This window comes from Variovorax paradoxus (assembly GCF_024734665.1).
In the GTDB taxonomy this organism is placed as follows: domain Bacteria; phylum Pseudomonadota; class Gammaproteobacteria; order Burkholderiales; family Burkholderiaceae_C; genus Variovorax.
The window spans coordinates 6,344,703-6,361,219 of record NZ_CP102931.1; the positions used below are offsets into that span (position 1 = coordinate 6,344,703).

General features: G+C 65.2%; 14 protein-coding genes. 9 read left to right on the forward strand and 5 right to left on the reverse strand.

The features are described from left to right. Nucleotides 1-8 precede the first annotated feature (8 nt). Nucleotides 9-1,151, reverse strand: a complete 1,143-nt coding sequence (locus NWF24_RS29710; protein WP_258351658.1) for a saccharopine dehydrogenase family protein — start codon at nucleotides 1,149-1,151, stop codon at nucleotides 9-11. A 419-nt stretch (nucleotides 1,152-1,570) separates the two neighbouring features. Here NWF24_RS29710 and NWF24_RS29715 point away from each other — a divergent pair, with 419 nt between their 5' ends. From NWF24_RS29715 to NWF24_RS29745, 7 genes are all read left to right on the forward strand, one after another. Then, the gene (locus NWF24_RS29715) at nucleotides 1,571-2,374 is read left to right on the forward strand and encodes a transporter substrate-binding domain-containing protein (protein ID WP_258351659.1); all 804 of its coding nucleotides are present in this window, start codon (nucleotides 1,571-1,573) and stop codon (nucleotides 2,372-2,374) included. Between the two features lie 10 nt (nucleotides 2,375-2,384). Continuing rightward, the gene (locus NWF24_RS29720) at nucleotides 2,385-3,188 is read left to right on the forward strand and encodes an amino acid ABC transporter permease (protein WP_258351660.1); all 804 of its coding nucleotides are present in this window, start codon (nucleotides 2,385-2,387) and stop codon (nucleotides 3,186-3,188) included. Between the two features lies 1 nt (nucleotide 3,189). Next, nucleotides 3,190-4,002, forward strand: coding sequence for an amino acid ABC transporter ATP-binding protein (locus NWF24_RS29725; RefSeq protein ID WP_309148847.1), 813 nt, complete (start codon nucleotides 3,190-3,192; stop codon nucleotides 4,000-4,002). 88 nt (nucleotides 4,003-4,090) lie between these two features. After that, nucleotides 4,091-4,543 carry an Lrp/AsnC family transcriptional regulator gene (locus tag NWF24_RS29730; RefSeq protein ID WP_093053860.1) on the forward strand — a complete coding sequence of 151 codons (453 nt, stop codon included), beginning with the start codon at nucleotides 4,091-4,093 and terminating at the stop codon, nucleotides 4,541-4,543. 16 nt (nucleotides 4,544-4,559) lie between these two features. Further along, nucleotides 4,560-5,252, forward strand: coding sequence for an aspartate/glutamate racemase family protein (locus NWF24_RS29735; protein ID WP_258351661.1), 693 nt, complete (start codon nucleotides 4,560-4,562; stop codon nucleotides 5,250-5,252). 364 nt (nucleotides 5,253-5,616) lie between these two features. Continuing rightward, nucleotides 5,617-7,371: a branched-chain amino acid transaminase gene (locus tag NWF24_RS29740; RefSeq protein WP_258351662.1), complete on the forward strand. Its 1,755-nt coding sequence runs from the start codon at nucleotides 5,617-5,619 to the stop codon at nucleotides 7,369-7,371. A gap of 21 nt (nucleotides 7,372-7,392) precedes the next feature. Then, nucleotides 7,393-8,958: an acetolactate synthase large subunit gene (locus NWF24_RS29745; RefSeq protein ID WP_258355382.1), complete on the forward strand. Its 1,566-nt coding sequence runs from the start codon at nucleotides 7,393-7,395 to the stop codon at nucleotides 8,956-8,958. A gap of 8 nt (nucleotides 8,959-8,966) precedes the next feature. On the opposite strand, the gene NWF24_RS29750 is transcribed toward NWF24_RS29745, so the two are convergent. The 3 genes from NWF24_RS29750 to NWF24_RS29760 are packed head-to-tail and all read right to left on the reverse strand — an operon-like array spanning nucleotide 8,967 to nucleotide 13,397. Beyond that, the gene (locus NWF24_RS29750; RefSeq protein ID WP_258351663.1) at nucleotides 8,967-10,433 is read right to left on the reverse strand and encodes an aminotransferase-like domain-containing protein; all 1,467 of its coding nucleotides are present in this window, start codon (nucleotides 10,431-10,433) and stop codon (nucleotides 8,967-8,969) included. A gap of 7 nt (nucleotides 10,434-10,440) precedes the next feature. Continuing rightward, the gene (hydA, locus tag NWF24_RS29755) at nucleotides 10,441-11,895 is read right to left on the reverse strand and encodes a dihydropyrimidinase (protein WP_258351664.1); all 1,455 of its coding nucleotides are present in this window, start codon (nucleotides 11,893-11,895) and stop codon (nucleotides 10,441-10,443) included. 2 nt (nucleotides 11,896-11,897) lie between these two features. Next, nucleotides 11,898-13,397 carry an NCS1 family nucleobase:cation symporter-1 gene (locus NWF24_RS29760; RefSeq protein WP_258351665.1) on the reverse strand — a complete coding sequence of 500 codons (1,500 nt, stop codon included), beginning with the start codon at nucleotides 13,395-13,397 and terminating at the stop codon, nucleotides 11,898-11,900. Between the two features lie 227 nt (nucleotides 13,398-13,624). On the opposite strand from NWF24_RS29760, the gene NWF24_RS29765 reads away from it, so the two are divergent. Further along, nucleotides 13,625-14,395 (forward strand): FadR/GntR family transcriptional regulator, encoded by a 771-nt coding sequence (locus NWF24_RS29765; protein ID WP_258351666.1) that lies wholly within the window; start codon nucleotides 13,625-13,627, stop codon nucleotides 14,393-14,395. 75 nt (nucleotides 14,396-14,470) lie between these two features. Here the strand turns inward: NWF24_RS29765 and ssb are convergent, their stop codons facing one another. Further along, nucleotides 14,471-15,028, reverse strand: a complete 558-nt coding sequence (ssb, locus tag NWF24_RS29770; RefSeq protein ID WP_093076866.1) for a single-stranded DNA-binding protein — start codon at nucleotides 15,026-15,028, stop codon at nucleotides 14,471-14,473. A 108-nt stretch (nucleotides 15,029-15,136) separates the two neighbouring features. Between ssb and NWF24_RS29775 the strand changes: the two genes are divergently transcribed. Further along, complete coding sequence (locus tag NWF24_RS29775; protein WP_258351667.1) at nucleotides 15,137-16,507, forward strand: chloride channel protein; 1,371 nt, start codon at nucleotides 15,137-15,139, stop codon at nucleotides 16,505-16,507. Nucleotides 16,508-16,517 lie beyond the last annotated feature (10 nt).

Genomic DNA, 16,517 nt, shown 5'->3' on the forward strand with positions numbered 1-16,517 from the left:
CGGATCGATCAGGCGTGCGCGGGTTCGCCCTTGGGCCTTGGCGCGGGAGCGAACGACGCCACGCCCAGGCCCTGGTAGTAGTGGCCGACCTTGGTCGCAAGGAACTGCCCGAGCGGCGCCTGCTCCTGCCCGACGAAACCGTGCGCGGGAAGCTGGCCCTGCCGCAGCAGTTCGAACACGCCGACGACGCCGGCGGCCGTGGTCAGTTCGATGGCGGTACGGTCCTTGCCACGCAGCGGCGCTCCGAACACGCGCCCGACGCGCGTCTCCTGCTCGAAGCGGCCATTGCGCATGCCCGAGGCCGATGCAAACAGGATCACCACGTCTTCGCGGCTGTGCGGCACTGCATGCTCGAGCACCTGGCGCAGCAGGTCGCGCCGCTCGATCAGGCGCAGGTCGTGCAGCAGGAAGTTCATCGCGTCGCGATGGCCGGGATAGCGGATGGTCTTGTAGTCGAGGTTGCGGACCTTGCCCTCGAGCGTCTCGCACAGCGTGCCCAGGCCGCCGGAGGTGTTGAAGGCCTCGAAGGCTTCGGCATCGAGCGTGAAGGTCTCGTGCCCTTCCATCGGCTGCACCGACACCAGCTGGCCGTTCACGATGGCGTCGCACGGATTGCAGTACTCGTTGATGACGCCGTCGATGCTCCAGGTGAAGTTGTAGCGCAGGCTGTTGGTGGCATTGCGCGTGAGTGCGCCCACCCGCAGGCGCAGGTCGTAGAGCTCGTCGAAGCGACTGGCGAGGTAGCCGCCGAGCATGCCGATCACGCCGGGCGCCAGGCCGCTCTGGGGCATGAGGACCGAGGTCGCCGTCTTCGAGATCTCGCGGATGGCCTTGGTCGCCGCCACGTCCTCGGTGAGGTCGAAGTAATGCACGCCGCATGCAGCGGCTTCGGTGGCCACGCGCTGCGCGAGGAAGAACGGCAGGCAGTTGATCACCACCGAGTGCGCGCGCAGCGCCGTGCGCAGGTCTTCGGTGCTTTCCACATCGAGCGCAATGCGCTGCACCAGCGGGTCGTTTTCGTCGCCGCGGCCCGGCCTCACGTCGGCCAGCGTCACGGGCAGGCGGTGGTATTCCGCAATCATGTCGGCCACGGTGCTGCCGACCTTGCCGGCACCCAGAACCAGAACTTTCTCGATCTTCACTTTGGTCATTTCATTTCTCCTGCGGGGCACCGTTGCCCTGTAAAAGAACTGTAAAAGTGAGTCCTGGCAGTTGATAGAGAGCAGATCGGCGAAAGGGCTGCGCGCTTCGTCGATACGACGACGCCGTTCGTCAGCTTGGACTGTCGGCACGGGAGCAATGACTTCCAGGCCTGAAGTCGCCGCGCGCAACGAAGCGCCTCATGCCCGGCCGGAACCGTCGAAACGACGCGGCAGACTGCATATCGCCGAAGACTCTGACGGTATGACGAGAGAAATCCGTCGTCCTGACGATGTGCCGCGTTGCTTGTGACAGTCCGCACTTCTAGACTCGGACTCGGGCTGGGAAGCGATACTTTCCTTTTCTTTTTATGGCGAGCTTCTTGCTTGGAGTGAACGTGCTTACCAAACGAATCCTTTTCCGTGCCCTCGTGGCTGTGACAACCGTCTGCGCGCTGGGCTCGGCCTTCGCGCAGGAATCAGCAGAAAGCTCGCTGGCCCGCGTGCAGCGCACCAAGGTATTGCGCGTCGGTGCGGTCGCAGGCGCCATTCCGTATTTCGCCAAGGACATCACCACCGGCAAGTGGGAAGGCTTCGGCCCCGACTTCGCGGAGAGCCTGGGGCAGAAGCTCGGCGCCAAGGTCGAGTACGTCGAGACCACCTGGGGCAACGCGGTGCTCGACCTGCAGTCCAACAAGATCGACGCCATGTTCGGCATGGCCCCCACGCCGGCCCGCAAGGAAGTGGTGGGCTTCTCCGACACGCTCTTCGACAACACCTACACAGTGGTGTGCAAGAAGGGCATTCCGCAGAAGACCTGGGAGCAGCTGAACTCGCCCGACATGAAGATCGTGGTGGACGTCGGCTCCAGCCACGACCAGCTGGCAACGCGCGTGCTGCCCAAGGCCGATGTCTCGCGCCTGGAAAACTCCGGCGCCGCCACGATGTCGCTGCAGGCCGGCCGCTCCGATTGCCAGGTGCTGGTGATCCTGCTGGCCCAGCCGCTGCTCGCCAAGCGCGGCTCCATCGGCACCATGTACATCCCGCAGCCGGTCTACACCGCGCCGGTGAGCATCGGCCTGCGCAAGGAAACCGACACCGGCATGCAGAAGGCCGTCAACGCCTGGCTGACCGATGTCCGCGCGAAGGGCGAAGTCCGCAGCATCATCCTGAAGAACATGGAGAAACTCGCGGGCGTGCCCGCCAGTGCCTTCCCGCCCGAAATCAAGTTCTGAGGACGCCCCGATGGACAGCGTGGAATCTTCGAGCGAGCCGAAGAGCCGCTCCCAGCTCGGCACGGCCCTGCTGATCGTCCTGGCCCTCGCGGGCGCCTGGGCCGCCCTGAAGCACTTCTCGGGCGGTGCCCTGGGAGGCGCAGCAGGCGGCTACGACTGGGACTTCGGCGTGCTCTGGAAATACCGCAGCCTGCTGGTGTCGGGCCTGCTCTACACCCTGCTCTTCACGGTGATCTGCGTAGTGCTGGGGCTGTTCGTCGGCCTGGTGACGGGCCTGGGCCGGCTGTCGAGCAACCCGCTCATCACCGCGCCGCTGCGCGCCTACATCGAAGTCTTCCGCTGCACACCGGTGCTGGTGCAGCTCGTGTGGTTCTACTACGCGCTGCCGGTGCTGACCGGGCTCGAGATGTCGGCGGTCGTGGCCGCCACGCTGTGCCTGTCGCTCTACGGCGGCGCCTTCTATTCGGAGATCGTGCGCGGCGGGATCATCTCGATCGACACCGGCCAGACCGAAGCCGCCAAGGCGCTGGGCATGACGCGGCTGCAGATGCTGCGGCGCGTGATCCTGCCGCAGGCGTTCAAGAAGATGGTGCCGCCGCTGATGAACCAGTCGATCATGCAGCTGAAGAACACCTCGCTGCTGTCGGTGCTGGCCGTTCCCGACCTGCTCTACCAGGGCCAGGTCATCGCGCACGACACCTACCGGCCGCTGGAGCTCTACACATTCATCGCAATCGCCTACTTCGCGGTTCTGCTGCCCATCACGATCTGGGCCAAGCGCATGGAATTCGGCTCCGGCCCGAAAGAGGTTTGACATGGCCAGTCCCCTGATCGAAATCACCAACCTGAAGAAGGCCTTCGGGCAGAACGTCGTGCTGAAGGACATCTCGCTGCAGATCGAACGCGGCCAGGTGGTCGCGATGATCGGGCCCTCGGGCTCGGGCAAGTCGACGCTGCTGCGGTGCATCAACCTGCTGTCGATCCCGAATGCCGGGCGCATCACGGTCGGCGAGCAGACCATCGAGTTCGACGGCGCGCGCACCACGCTGCCCAGCGAGCGCAGCCTCGCGCGCTTCCGGGCCTCGACCGGCATGGTGTTCCAGCACTTCAACCTCTTCCCTCACATGACCGCGCTGCGCAACGTGATGGAAGGACCGGTCACCGTGCTGAAGACGCCCAAGGCCCAGGCCGAGGCCGAGGCGCGCGCGCTGCTGACGAAGGTCGGCCTGCTCGACCGGGCCGACTACTACCCGGACAAGCTGTCGGGCGGACAGAAGCAGCGCGTTGCGATCGCGCGCGCGCTGGCCATGAAGCCCACGGTGATGCTGTTCGACGAAGCGACTTCCGCGCTCGACCCGGAACTGGTCGGCGAAGTGCTCAACGTCATCAAGGGTCTGGCCCGCGAGGGCATGACGATGATCCTCGTGACGCACGAGATCAGCTTTGCGCGCGAAGTGGCCGACCAGGTGATCTTCATGCGCGATGGCGTCGTCGCCGAATGCGGCCCGCCGGGCGTGGTGATCGACAACCCGCAGCAGGAATCGACGCGTGCCTTCCTCGGGCGCTTCAAGGCTTCGTCGGAAGCCGCCAGCAGCAGTAGCAACAACGTCGTCGCGACCGTAGCGTGAGCAGGCGATGGTCCCCGCCATCGAGATCTCAGCGTACGACGGCCGCGACGCGGCGGCACAATCCACTCATTTCCGCTGCAGGGCCGCCATGGACCTACGACTCGACGACCTGGACCGTCACCTGTTGACGCTGCTGCAAGCCAACGCCCGCGAGCCGGCCGCCAACCTCGCGCGCAAGCTCAAGGTTGCCAGGACCACCGTGGTCGCACGCATCGCTCGGCTGGAGCGCGATGGCATCGTCTCGGGGTACGGGGTGCGCCTCGGCCAGCGGCTCGAACAAGCTGCGGTGCGGGCCTTCTGCGGCCTCAGCGTCAATGCGAAAAGCGCCCCCGTGATCATCAAGGCGCTCGGGCGTTTGCCCGAAGTGGAAGAGGTGTGGGCCGTGAGCGGCCAGTTCGACTACATGGTCCTGCTCCGGTGCAGCAGCCCCGAACAGCTGGACACCCTTCTCGACCAGATGGGACAGATCGACGGCGTCAACCAGACGCAGACCTCGATCGTGCTGAGCCGCAAGATCGATCGCCGCAGCACGGTGGAGTGACGGCAGGCCCCCCACGATGACAACGATCCGCGACGCCGGTGCCTTCCTTGGCGTGCTGATGCTCGACACGCGCTTTCCGCGGCCACCGGGCGACATCGGCAACCCTGAAACCTTCAGCCGCCATGGCATTCCGGTGCGGTTCCATGTGGTCACGGGAGCTTCGCCCGAGCGCATCGTGAAGCAGGCCGACCCAGCGCTGCTGCAGCCCTTCGTCGATGCCGCGCGGGCGATGGTCGACGAGGGCGCGGGGATGATCACGACCAGCTGCGGCTTTCTGGCCGCCTACCAGGACACGCTGGCCGACGCCGTGCCCGTTCCCGTCGTCACGTCGAGCCTGCTGCAATGCAGGGACTTCGCGCGGCCGGGCATCCTGACCTTCGATGCGGCTTCATTGAGCCCCGCCATCCTGGCCATGGCCGGCGTGCCGCAAGCAACGCCCGTGCAGGGCGTGGAGCCGGGGTGCGAGTTTCACCGGCGCATCCTCAACAACGAAACGCAGCTCGACCTCGTCGAGGCCGGCCGGAATGTGGTCGACGCCGCATGCCGCCTTGTAGGCCTTGCGCCATCGGTCGAGGACATCGTGCTCGAGTGCACCAACATGCCGCCCTACCGCGAGGCGATTGCGCGCGCGACAGGGCGGTGCGTGCACGACATCGAAACCCTGCTGGCCGCGCGTTGGGCGGGGCGCGGGAAGCCCCACAGCAAGTAAAGGCGCGCCGCAAGCCGGCCGCCTCTTCCACCCCTGAATTCCTGACTGCGGGCACGCCATCGGCGGCAGCCCGGGCACCGCCGACGGCCGAATTGCGCCACCAATACAGCCCCCACTTTGGTGCCAATACAGTTATTTATAACGATTTGAACCGTAAATGGAATGCCTTCGACAAGGCACCGTACGATCCGCTCGGCTTCAATTGTTTTTATTCTTCAATTTCCTTTTCGAGCAAATACGGACAGTTAATCCTTTTTATTTAATTCGACAAATCATCAATCCCGACAGGGACTTTTTTGGCCCAACTGATGCCGAAGGCTTTTTATCGCCTCGGATTTCCTTTTCTTCATCTCCTGGAGATTTTATGGACAGCAATTCCGGTCGATCGGTATTTCCAGCACCACACCCCAGCATCGCATGGATGGACGGTGAATTTGTCAATTGGGAGCAATGCACTTTGCATGTTCGCACCCAGGCTGGATTTTTTGGTGCGAACATATTTGAAGGGCTTCGTGCTTATTGGGACGAGGCCACTCAAAAATCGTACATCTTCCGCCTGGACGATCATCTGAAACGGCTCGAGCAGTCGATGAAGATCATGCGAATGAAGTCGCGCTACGATACGCCAACGCTCCGGCAGGCGACAGTCGAGCTGCTGAGCCGCTGCGAATTCCAGGCGCATGCGCAAATCAACCTTTCGACGTATTTCAGATATTCCGGCCCTGGCGAGCCATTGGTTGCTACCGAAGACACGGGCGCACACATTACCGCAATTCCGCTGCCGCGCTCCCCGAAGATAGAAAAAGGAGTTGCCGCTGCAATTTCCACCTGGCGCCGAATTTCGGACGACTGCATACCGCCACGCGCCAAGGTAGCGGCCAATTACCAAAACAGCCGTCTTGCACAAAACGAAGCGCGCGATAACGGTTTTGATATCGCGATCATCCTGAACAACAGGGGCAAGGTGTCCGAAGGCCCGGCGGCATGCCTTTTCATCATCAGGGACGGCGTGCTGATCACGCCCCCGACATTCGCCGATATCCTGGAAAGCCTGACCCGCGATACGCTGATCGTGCTGGCCAGGGAAAAATTGGGGTTGCAGGTCGTGGAGCGCGAAATCGACCGCACCGAATTGCTGATTTCCGATGAAGTGCTGATGTGCGGCACCCTGTTCGAAATACTTCCCGTGACTTCCGTCGATCGCCTGCCCATCGGCGACGGCGAGGTGGGGCCAATCACCCGCCAGCTGCAGGCGCACTACCTGACGACGGTGACGGGCGGATACCCGGAATATTCGTCCTGGTGCACCGAGGTGGCCGCGCCGCCCGCGGTGCTTCCGCCCAAGGTCACGCTGACTCATCAGGAGGCCATCGAGTGGGTGGACAGCGCCGACAACGCCTACCCGTGGGCCAAGGCGAGCCTGGAAGACTTCAGCGGCTACCTGCGGGAGCCGAGCAAGTTCCCATGCAACTTCGCGCGTACGGCGTTCCGCACGAACACGCTGCATTTCGTCTTCGCGGGCTCCGACACCGATCCGCTCGAACTCGCTCGCGTGCGCCAGGGGCTGCGCGAATACCTGAAGACGGTCTCGGTGATGACCGGGATCGAGGAGTCCATGAACGTGCTGGTGATCCTGTTCAAGCCCGAAGCGCAGGAACAGGCGCTCGATCACTACCACCAGACTGCGTGGCACGTGATGCAGGACTGGGTCGACAACGATCCCGAACCGTGGCCACCCGAGATTCCCACCGACCCCGAGCAGCCGTTCTGGAGCCTGTGCTTCGCGGGCGTTCCGCTCTTCATCAACGTCAGTGCGCCGGCGCACCGGCACCGCAAGAGCCGCAATCTCGGTCGATCGCTGGCCATGGTCACGCAGCCGCGGGCGGGCTTCGACCTGCTCGCCGGCCCCACGCCGGAGGGCGACAAGGTGAGGCAGCGAATCCGCCGGCAGGTGGAGCTGTACGACGGGCAGCCGGCGCCGGACGTCGTCGGCACCTACCACCGGGGCGACCTCGAGTGGAAGCAGTACGTCTTCACGGACACCAACGACGAGAAGCTGACCCGCTGCCCGCTGCACATCGATGCCGCAGCGCCCACGCTGCAACGCCGCACGGGCTGAAGAAGAAAGATGGAGAACGAATTGAACGGCTCCGATGTCATTTGCGAAACCTTGATCGCCTCCGGCGTCGAGGTCTGTTTTGCCAACCCAGGAACATCCGAACTTCACCTGGTGGCCGGCATGGAGCGCCGGGCGGACCTGCGCTGCGTGCTGGGCCTGTTCGAAGGCGTGGTCACGGGCGCGGCCGACGGCTATGGGCGCATGACCGACAAGCCCGCCGCGACCCTGCTGCACCTGGGCCCGGGCCTGGGCAACGGGCTGGCGAACCTTCACAACGCCAGGCGCGCCAGGACCCCCATCGTCAACATCGTCGGCGACCATGCGACGCACCACCTGCCCTTCAATGCTCCACTGACCTCCGACATCGAGAGCCTCGCCAAGCCGATGTCGAACTGGTACGGACGCATCGGCTCCGTGCATGACATTGCCTCGACCGTTTCCGATGCGTGCCGGGCAGCCTGGTCGCTGCCCGGTGTCGCCACGCTGGTCGTGCCCGCGGAAGTCACCTGGGGCGATGCCGACCCGGTGCAGCCGCCGAGTCTCACAAGATTCGCAGACTCACCGCCGCCCCCTGATCGCGAGAAGGAGCAGCGGGCCGTGGCCCTGCTGCGCAGCGACCGGAAGACGGCGTTGTTTCTCGGTGGCCGCGCACTGCGGCAGGAAACCCTTGCGCTCGCTTCCGAGATCGCGCGCAAGACCGGCGCCAGCCTGCTGGCCCCCTTTGCGAATGCGCGCATGGCACGCGGGGCAGGAAGGCCCGCCGTGCCGCGCGTGGCCTACGCGACGGACCTGGCCGTGACCCAACTGGGGCAGTTCGATGCAGTCGTCATGATCGGCGCCGAGCGGCCGGTGGCATTCTTTGCGCATCCGGGCATGCCGAGCCGCCTGCTTCGCGAAGATTGCGAAGTGATCGAGCTGTGCGAACCGGGGGGCGATGTTGCGGCGGCAATCGAAGGCCTTGCGGAACACTTCTCTTCGGTCCGGCTGGTCCTGGACGAGCCGCCGCCCGCAAGGCGCCGCGACCAGCCACATCTTCCACCAGGCCCACTCACAAACGAAGCGCTCGCGGAGCTGATTGCCCGGCTGCTGCCGGACAACGCCATCGTCTGCGACGAGGCCCTGTCTTCCGTGACGCAGCTTTTTGCCAAGTCGTACGACGCGGCACCGCACGACTGGCTGCAGATTACCGGTGGCTCGATCGGCATCGGGATTCCGCTGGCAACGGGCGCTGCCATTGCCTGCCCCGACAGAAAAGTCATCACGCTTCAAGCCGACGGCAGCGGCATGTACACGCTGCAGGGGCTCTGGACGCAGGCGCACGAGAACCTCGATGCGATCACGATCGTTCTGGCCAACAGGAAGTACGCGCTGCTGATCGACGAGATGCGGCGCATGGGCGTGAAGCCCCCCGAACACCAGACGCGCGGCAGCTTCGACCTCACCGATCCCATTCTCGATTGGGTCTCGCTGGCAAAGGGCATGGGCGTGGAAGCCGCGCGGGCTTCCACGGCGGAAGAGTTCATCAAGGTCTTCGTCGGCGCGCTGAAGCGCAGGGGGCCTTTTCTGATCGAAGCGGTCCTCTCATGAGAACGCGCTCATAGCGCGGACAGGAACTGCCAGAACCTGTCCGTGTCGCAATAGGCCACGTTGAAGCGGAACCAGGCGCTGGCGGTGTCCGATGCGCTGAAGTACATGCCCGGGGCGAGCCAGATGCCCTGCCTGAGTGCGCGTGCCGTCACTTCCCTGGCCTCGGCAGGATCGATCGGCAGGCGCCCCCAGAGAAAGAGGCCTCCGCGCGGGCGATGGAACAGCTCCACGCCGGCAGCGCAGAGCTTTCGCTCGATCTGCGTGTGCACATCCGCCAGGCGATGGCGCAGCCGTTCGAGATGCTGGCGGTAGGCGCTGTCGACAAGAATCTGGTGAACGGCCTTTTCCGTGACCGCGGAAGAAGTGAGACCCGTGACCATCTTCAGGCGCACCAGCGCTTCCAGGGTGGCCGCATCGGCCGCGATGAAACCCACGCGCAGCAGCGGCGAAATGGTCTTTGAAAATCCGCCGATGTGGATGACCGGCCCGAGGCCCGCCATGGCGGCCAGCATCGGTGCATCTGGCGGAGCGAGCCCGCGGCTCACGTCGTTCTCGACGATGAGCATCTGCGTGCGCTGCGCAATCTGGAGCACCTTGTAGGCCATCGGCAAGGTGATCGACGTGCCCGTGGGGTTGTGCAGCGCGGAGCTCACGAAGAGGGCCTTGGGCTTGTGCTTCTGCACCAGGGCCTCCAGCACGTCGGTGTCCAGGCCCGCCGGCGTGCGCGGCACGAACAGCAGCTGCACGCGCGCCAGCTTCAGCCGTTCGAGCAGGTTGCAATAGCAAGGGTCTTCGACCACGACGACGTCATCCGGCTTGAGGAGAAAGCGGATGACGAGGTCGATGGCCTGCGTGGCGCCCTGCGTGATCAGCACCGAGTTGATGTCGGCAGGCACCCCGAAGCGCGCCAGCTCGAAGGCCACGCGCGACCGAAGGCTTGCGTCGCCGAATGGCTGGCCGTACCCGCCGACCTGGCTCTTCATGGTGCGGCTCAGCGATCGCAGGGCCCGGCCGAATTCGATGCCGTCGAGCCAGCCCGATGGAAGCCACCCGCAGCCGGCCTTGATGGACGCCGTCTGGTCGGAGAACACCTCCGACAGGAGCCATGCATCGTTGGGGCCGGACGGCGGCACGCGCGGCTGCGGTGCGGGCTCCATCGTGACCGGACTCGCCACGATGAATCCGGCGCCGGGGCGCGACGCGATCATGCCGAGCGACACCAGCCGCTGGTACGCCTGCGCAATGGTGAAGGTGCTGAGCTGCAGATGCATTGCCATCTGCCGCACGGACGGCAGCTTCTCGCCGGACAGAATCCTGCGCTGCCCGATCGCCTCGGCAATGCCGTCCACAAGCTGGCTGACCAGGGAGCTTGCGCGGCCTTTGCGGCGATCGATGGAGAGCTTCAACCCATGGTCGCTCAGCTCCACTGCGTCCCCACCGGCCATGGCTTGCGCGCAGCGCCGGGGTTCGAGCACAGCCTGCTCAAGGCTTCGCCGCCATTGGAGCGAACTGCTGCTTTGCACGTTTGTCGAGCGCCTGGAAATTGGCACCAAATGCAGGGCGCGGCAGATAGCGGCCCGCGCCCCGCTCTGCGCGCAGGTCGCCGTTGGCATACACCACGCGCCCCTGGCTGACCGTGTGCGTCGGAATGCCGCGCACGGTGCGTCCTTCGAAGATGTTGAAGTCGCCCCTGGAGTGCTGCGTTGCCGCCGAAAGGGTCTTGGAGGCCTGCGGGTCCCACAGCACGAGGTCGGCATCGGCCCCCTGGGCGATCAGGCCCTTGCGGGGATACAGGTTGAAGAGCCTGGCCGCATTGGTCGATGTGACGGCGACGAATTCGCTGGGCGTCAGCCGACCGGAGTTGACGCCGGCGTCCCAGATCACGGCCATGCGTTCCTCGATGCCGCCGCAGCCGTTCGGTATCTTGGCGAAGTCGTCCTTGCCGGCGGCCTTCTGGGCCGCGCAGAAGGTGCAGTGATCGGTCGCGGTGGTCTGCAGGCTGCCCGACTGGAGGCCGCGCCAGAGAAACTCCTGGTGCGCCTTCGAGCGGAATGGCGGGCTCATCACGTGCGCCGCGGCACTGGCGAAGTCGGTCGCGCGATAGACGCTCTCGTCGACCACCAGGTGTCCCGCAAGGACTTCGCCGTAGACCCGTTGCCCGGCCGCGCGGGCGCGCGCAATTGCATCGGCGGCCTCCATGCAGGACACGTGCACGACGTAGAGGGGAACGCCCAGCACGTCCGCGATAGCAATGGCCCGCTGGGCCGCCTCGGCCTCGACCGCGGGCGGGCGCGACAGCGGGTGGCCCTCGGGCCCGGTGACGCCCCTGGCGGCCAGCTCCTGCTGGAGAAAGTAGACCAGTTCGCCGTTCTCGGCGTGCACCGTGGGCATGGCGCCGAGTTCGAGTGCGCGGCGAAAGCTTTTCACCAGGATCTCGTCGTCGCACATGATGGCGTTCTTGTAGGCCATGAAGTGCTTGAAGCTGCTCACGCCTTCTTCATTCACCAGGGTGCCCATGTCGCGGTGCACGCTCTCGTCCCACCAGGTGATGGCGACGTGGAAGCCGTAGTCCGCGGCGGACTTGCGCGCCCATTCCCTCCAGGTGCCATAGGCTTCCATCAGGGACTGCTGCGCGTTGGGGATCACGAAGTCGAGGATGGTCGTGGTCCCGCCGGCCAGGCCCGCGGCCGTGCCGGTGAAGAAATCGTCCATCGTGACCGTGCCCATGAACGGCAGCTGCATGTGCGTGTGAGGGTCGATGCCGCCGGGCAGCACGTACTGCCCGGAAGCGTCCAGCTGCACCGCGCCGGCCGGCGCCTGACGTGCGGCATCGGCGCCGATGGCGGCAATCTGCCCGTCGACGCACAGCACGTCGGCCGTGAACTCCCGGTCGGCATTGACGACGATCCCGCCTCGGATCAAGAGCGCGTTCGTCATGCTCAAGCCTCCGAAGGCCTGGTCTGTTGCGGCACCGTCGTCTGCTTCTGCAGCCGCATCGACGCAACGTACACGACGGTCGAGATGGCGATGCCCGCAAACCATGCGTAGGTGTAGATCGTCTTGAAGACTTCGGGCACGTCCGGAAAGACACTCGGCAGCGCCGCATTGAGGAACCCGGGGAGGTTGGGCAGGACACCGGCGATGAACGCTGCGATTGCGGCAGGGTTCCACCCGTTCTTGTACCGGTACTCGCCATGGTCGCTGTACAGGTCGTTCACCTGCAGCTGCGTGCGGCGGACGATGTAGTAGTCGGCAATCAGGATGCCGGCGATCGGCCCGAGCAGCGCGGAGTAGCCGATCAGCCACGTGAAGATGTAGCCCTGCGTGGATTCGAGCAGCTTCCACGGCATCATCGCGACGGCGATACCGGCCGTGATGTAGCCCCCGGTGCGGTATGAAATGGCCCGCGGATTCAACGCCGAGAAATCGTAGGCCGGACCCACCAGGTTGGCCGCCAGGTTGACGCTGACGGTGTCGACCAGCAGCACGATCAGCGCGATGAGCACGGCCGCGCCCGTCATGCGGCTGGCCAGGTCGACCGGGTCCCAGATCGCCTTGCCGTAGATCACGACCGTGGCGGAGGTGACGACCACCGCAAGCGCCGCGAGCAGCCCCATGGGAACGGGCAGCCCGACCGCCTGCCCGACGATCTGGTCGCGCTGCGATTTCGCGAAGCGCGTGAAGTCGGGAATGTTCAGCGCAAGGGTGGCCCAGAAGCCCACCATGGCCGTCAGCGACGGCCAGAAGACCGCTGCGAACTGACCCGCCTTCTTGCCGCCTTCGACGAACTGCGAGGGCTGCTGCAGGATCGGGCCCAGGCCTCCGGCGCGGTTGAGCGCCCACGCCAGCAGCACGAAGCAGATGAGGATCTTCAGCGGCGCCGTGTACGTCTCGAGCTTGCGGATCGATTCGATGCCGTGAATGACGAAATAGAACTGCAGAGCCCAGAAGACGAGGAAGCTCGCCAGCTGGAAGAAGTTGATGCCCAGCCAGGCGATCTTCTCGCCTTCGAGCGGATGGCCGATCAGCACGCCGACCAGCGTGTAGATCATCATCCCGCCGAACCAGGTCTGGATGCCGTACCAGCCGCATGCCACGAGCGCGCGCAGCAGCGCCGGTATGCGGGCGCCCCGGGTGCCGAACGAGGCACGCGCGAGCACCGCGTAGGGAATGCCGTACTTCACGCCCGCATGCCCGATCAGCAGCATCGGGATCAGCACGATGAAGTTGCCCAGGAAGACCGTGCCGACGGCCTCGGACCAGGACATGCCGGACTCGATCAAACCGGCGGCAAGGGTGTAGGCGGGAATGCACATCACCATGCCCACCCAGAGCGCGGCGAAGTGATACCAGCGCCATGTGCGCTGCTCGGGCCGCGTGGGCGCCAGGTCGTCGTTCCAGAGTCTCGAGTGGGCTTGCAAAGGTTCGCTTGATTTCATGATTTTTCCTTTGAGAGAGTCACGTGGGGCTGGGAATTGAGCTTCTTCGATATGTCTACTATTTATCCGTATAAAACATATAAATAGGAGCATTACATAGCAAGTTCGATGCCCAAACAAGCCTGATCACCGGTCTATTGCGCGTGTTTTTGGTTCAATTGCATTCAATTGCATCGATTTATCATGGGCAATCGGCTCCGCTCGGGAGCTTTCCCAAGGAACAGGGCATGCCCATTGGTCAACGCGCAAGAAAACGCCCCAAGCTCTCAGACCTCGTCGTCGAAGACGTGAAGCGCTGGATCGTTACGGAGCGCAAGCAGCCGGGCGACCGGCTACCGAACGAGAAAGAGCTCGTCGAGCTTTTCGGCGTCTCGAAAAGCACGATGCGGGAGGGACTGAAGGCACTGGAAGTGCGCGGCCTGATCAAGACGCGCACGGGCCCGGCCGGCGGTGCCTATCTCCAGCAGGTCTCGCTCGATCACGCGTCAGAGCCGCTGAGAAACTTCCTGCACTTCCACCATCTGGACGGGCATCACATCTACCAGCTGCGCAAGATCCTGGAGCCCGAACTGGCGGTCAGCGTCGTCGGCCGGCTCGACGCGAAGCAACTGGATCTGATCGAGCAGACCATCCGCCTGTGCGAGCAGGAGCCTCGCAACGATATCGAGTTGCGTGCACAACGCGTCGCCGAGCTGGAGTTTCACAACCTGCTGGCGGACAAGTGTCCCAACGCCCTGCTCGCCTTCATGTGCCGTTTTCTCAACGACCTGCTGCGCGACCTCATGGTCTACAAGAATGCGTGGGAGCACCGCCACTTCGGCGAAGCCAACCTGGGCTTTCACAGCAAGCTGCTGCAGGCCTTCCGCGATGAGAACGCCGACGCCGTGCATCGCCTGATGACCGAGCACATGGTCGATGCCGAGACGCACATGCACGAGATGGAAGTGCATGTCGGCGTGCAGCAGTTGCTGATGCCCGCGGGTCGGCGCCACGCGTGACGGGCCTGCCCAAAGAGAAAGAGCCGCCCCCTTTCGGGAAGCGGCTCTTTGCTCGTGAACCTGCGAAGGTCCGGATCAGAACGGAATGTCGTCGTCCATGTCGTCGAAGCCCGACGACGACTTGGCCGGTGCCTGGCGCGGAGCCGGCGCCGCAGCGCGCGGAGCGGCTGCCGGCGCACGCGGGGCGTAACCGCCGCCGCCACCACCACCGCCATTGCCGCCTTGCGAATAACCACCGCCGCCACCCTGCGAGTAGCCGCCGTCGTCCTCGGGGCCGCCCGATGGGCCGCCCTGGCCTTGACGGCTGCCGAGCATCTGCATCTGGTCGGCGCGGATTTCGGTGGTGTACTTTTCGATGCCGTCCTTGTCGGTCCACTTGCGCGTGCGCAGGCTTCCTTCGACATACACCTGCGAGCCCTTGCGCAGGTACTGGCCGGCGATTTCGGCCAGGCGGCCGTTGAAGACGATGCGGTGCCACTCGGTGGCTTCGCGCATTTCGCCGCTTTGCTTGTCTTTCCAGCGATCGGTGGTGGCCACTGTGACGTTCGCGACCTGGTCGCCGCTCGGGAAGGTACGCATTTCGGGGTCGCGCCCCAGATTGCCGACGACGATGACTTTATTGACCGATGCCATATGCACTGCCCCTGATAAGTAGATGAAGGAGGAGGTTGAGAAGAACCCTCGATTGTGCCCCAAGGCGACCGGCCGCACTCCCGCCAGGTGCCAGAATGGGCCTCTCCGATGAACCGCGAACCAGACTTTTTCGAGCATCTGCGCGCCGAGCTGTCGAACGGCCGCGTCTGGCTCGACCGGGCGATCGTGCTGGGCTACGCCATCGCGGCCGGGCTGTTCGTGGTGGGCTTCACGCTGGCCAGCGACTGGGTCTTTGGCGAGTTCCACCGCTTCTACCGCGCCTGGCCCTGGGCAGTGCTGCTGACGACGCCGCTTCTCACGGCCGGCATCGTCTGGTTCACATTGCGCTTCTTCCCCGGCGCGGGCGGTTCGGGCATTCCTCAGATCAAGGCGGCCCTGAATCCGGCCCTGCCCGAGGAGCGGCGCTTCGTTTTTGCCTCGCTGCGGCTCACGGTCGCCAAGATCGGGCTGGGCGCGGCAGGCTTCGCGGCCGGCCTTTCGATCGGGCGCGAGGGGCCTTCGGTCCAGGTGGCGGCGGGGGTGATGCAGCATGCGCGCCGCTGGCTCTCGCCCAACACCACCATCGATGGCCGGGCGCTGCTGGTTGCCGGCGGTGCAGCGGGCATCGCGGCAGCCTTCAATGCGCCGCTGGCGGGCGTGGTCTTCGCCATCGAAGAGCTGTCGGGCCGGCTCGAGGCGCGCTCCAGCGGCCTGATCATCACGGCCATCGTGCTGGCGGGCCTGGTGGCTGTGTCGGCCTTCGGCAACACGAGCTACTTCGGCGTGATCCGCGTACCCCGGCTGGGCTGGGACATGCTCGGGCCCGGCCTGCTGGTCACCCTGCTGAGCGGCGCGGCCGGCGGGCTGTTCGCGCGACTGCTTATTGCCTCGCTCACGGGCGCGGCCGGGCGCTTCAGCCGCTGGCGGGCGCGCTTTCCGGTGCGGTTCGCGGCCTGCGGCGGGCTGGCCGTGGCCGCCATCGGACTGGCGACGGGCGGCGTCACCTTCGGCGCGGGCTCCGAGGCGGTCAAGCAGATGCTGCAGGGCCATGACGAGCTCACGCCGCTCTACACCGTGCTCAAGTTCATCGCCACCTGGCTCACGGCCTGGTGCGGCGTGCCGGGCGGCATCTTCGCGCCGTCGCTGTCGATCGGCGCGGGCATCGGCGACGCGGTGGCGCGGCTGGCCAGCAGCGACCAGGGGCCGGCGCTCATCGCCATGGGCATGGCCGGCTTCCTGGCGGCGGTGACGCAGGCGCCGCTCACCGCCTTCATCATCGTGATGGAGATGGTCGACGGCCACTCGATGGTGTTGAGCCTGATGGCCGCGGCCATGCTGGCCAGCCTGGTCTCGCGGATGATCAGCCGCCCGCTGTACGACACGCTGGCCGAGCACATGGTCGGCCGGGCAATAAGCAGTACGGGCAGCACCGAGCCGGTGCATCCGCCCAAGCCTCCAGAGCCCGGCCACTCGCCATGAAATGCGCGGC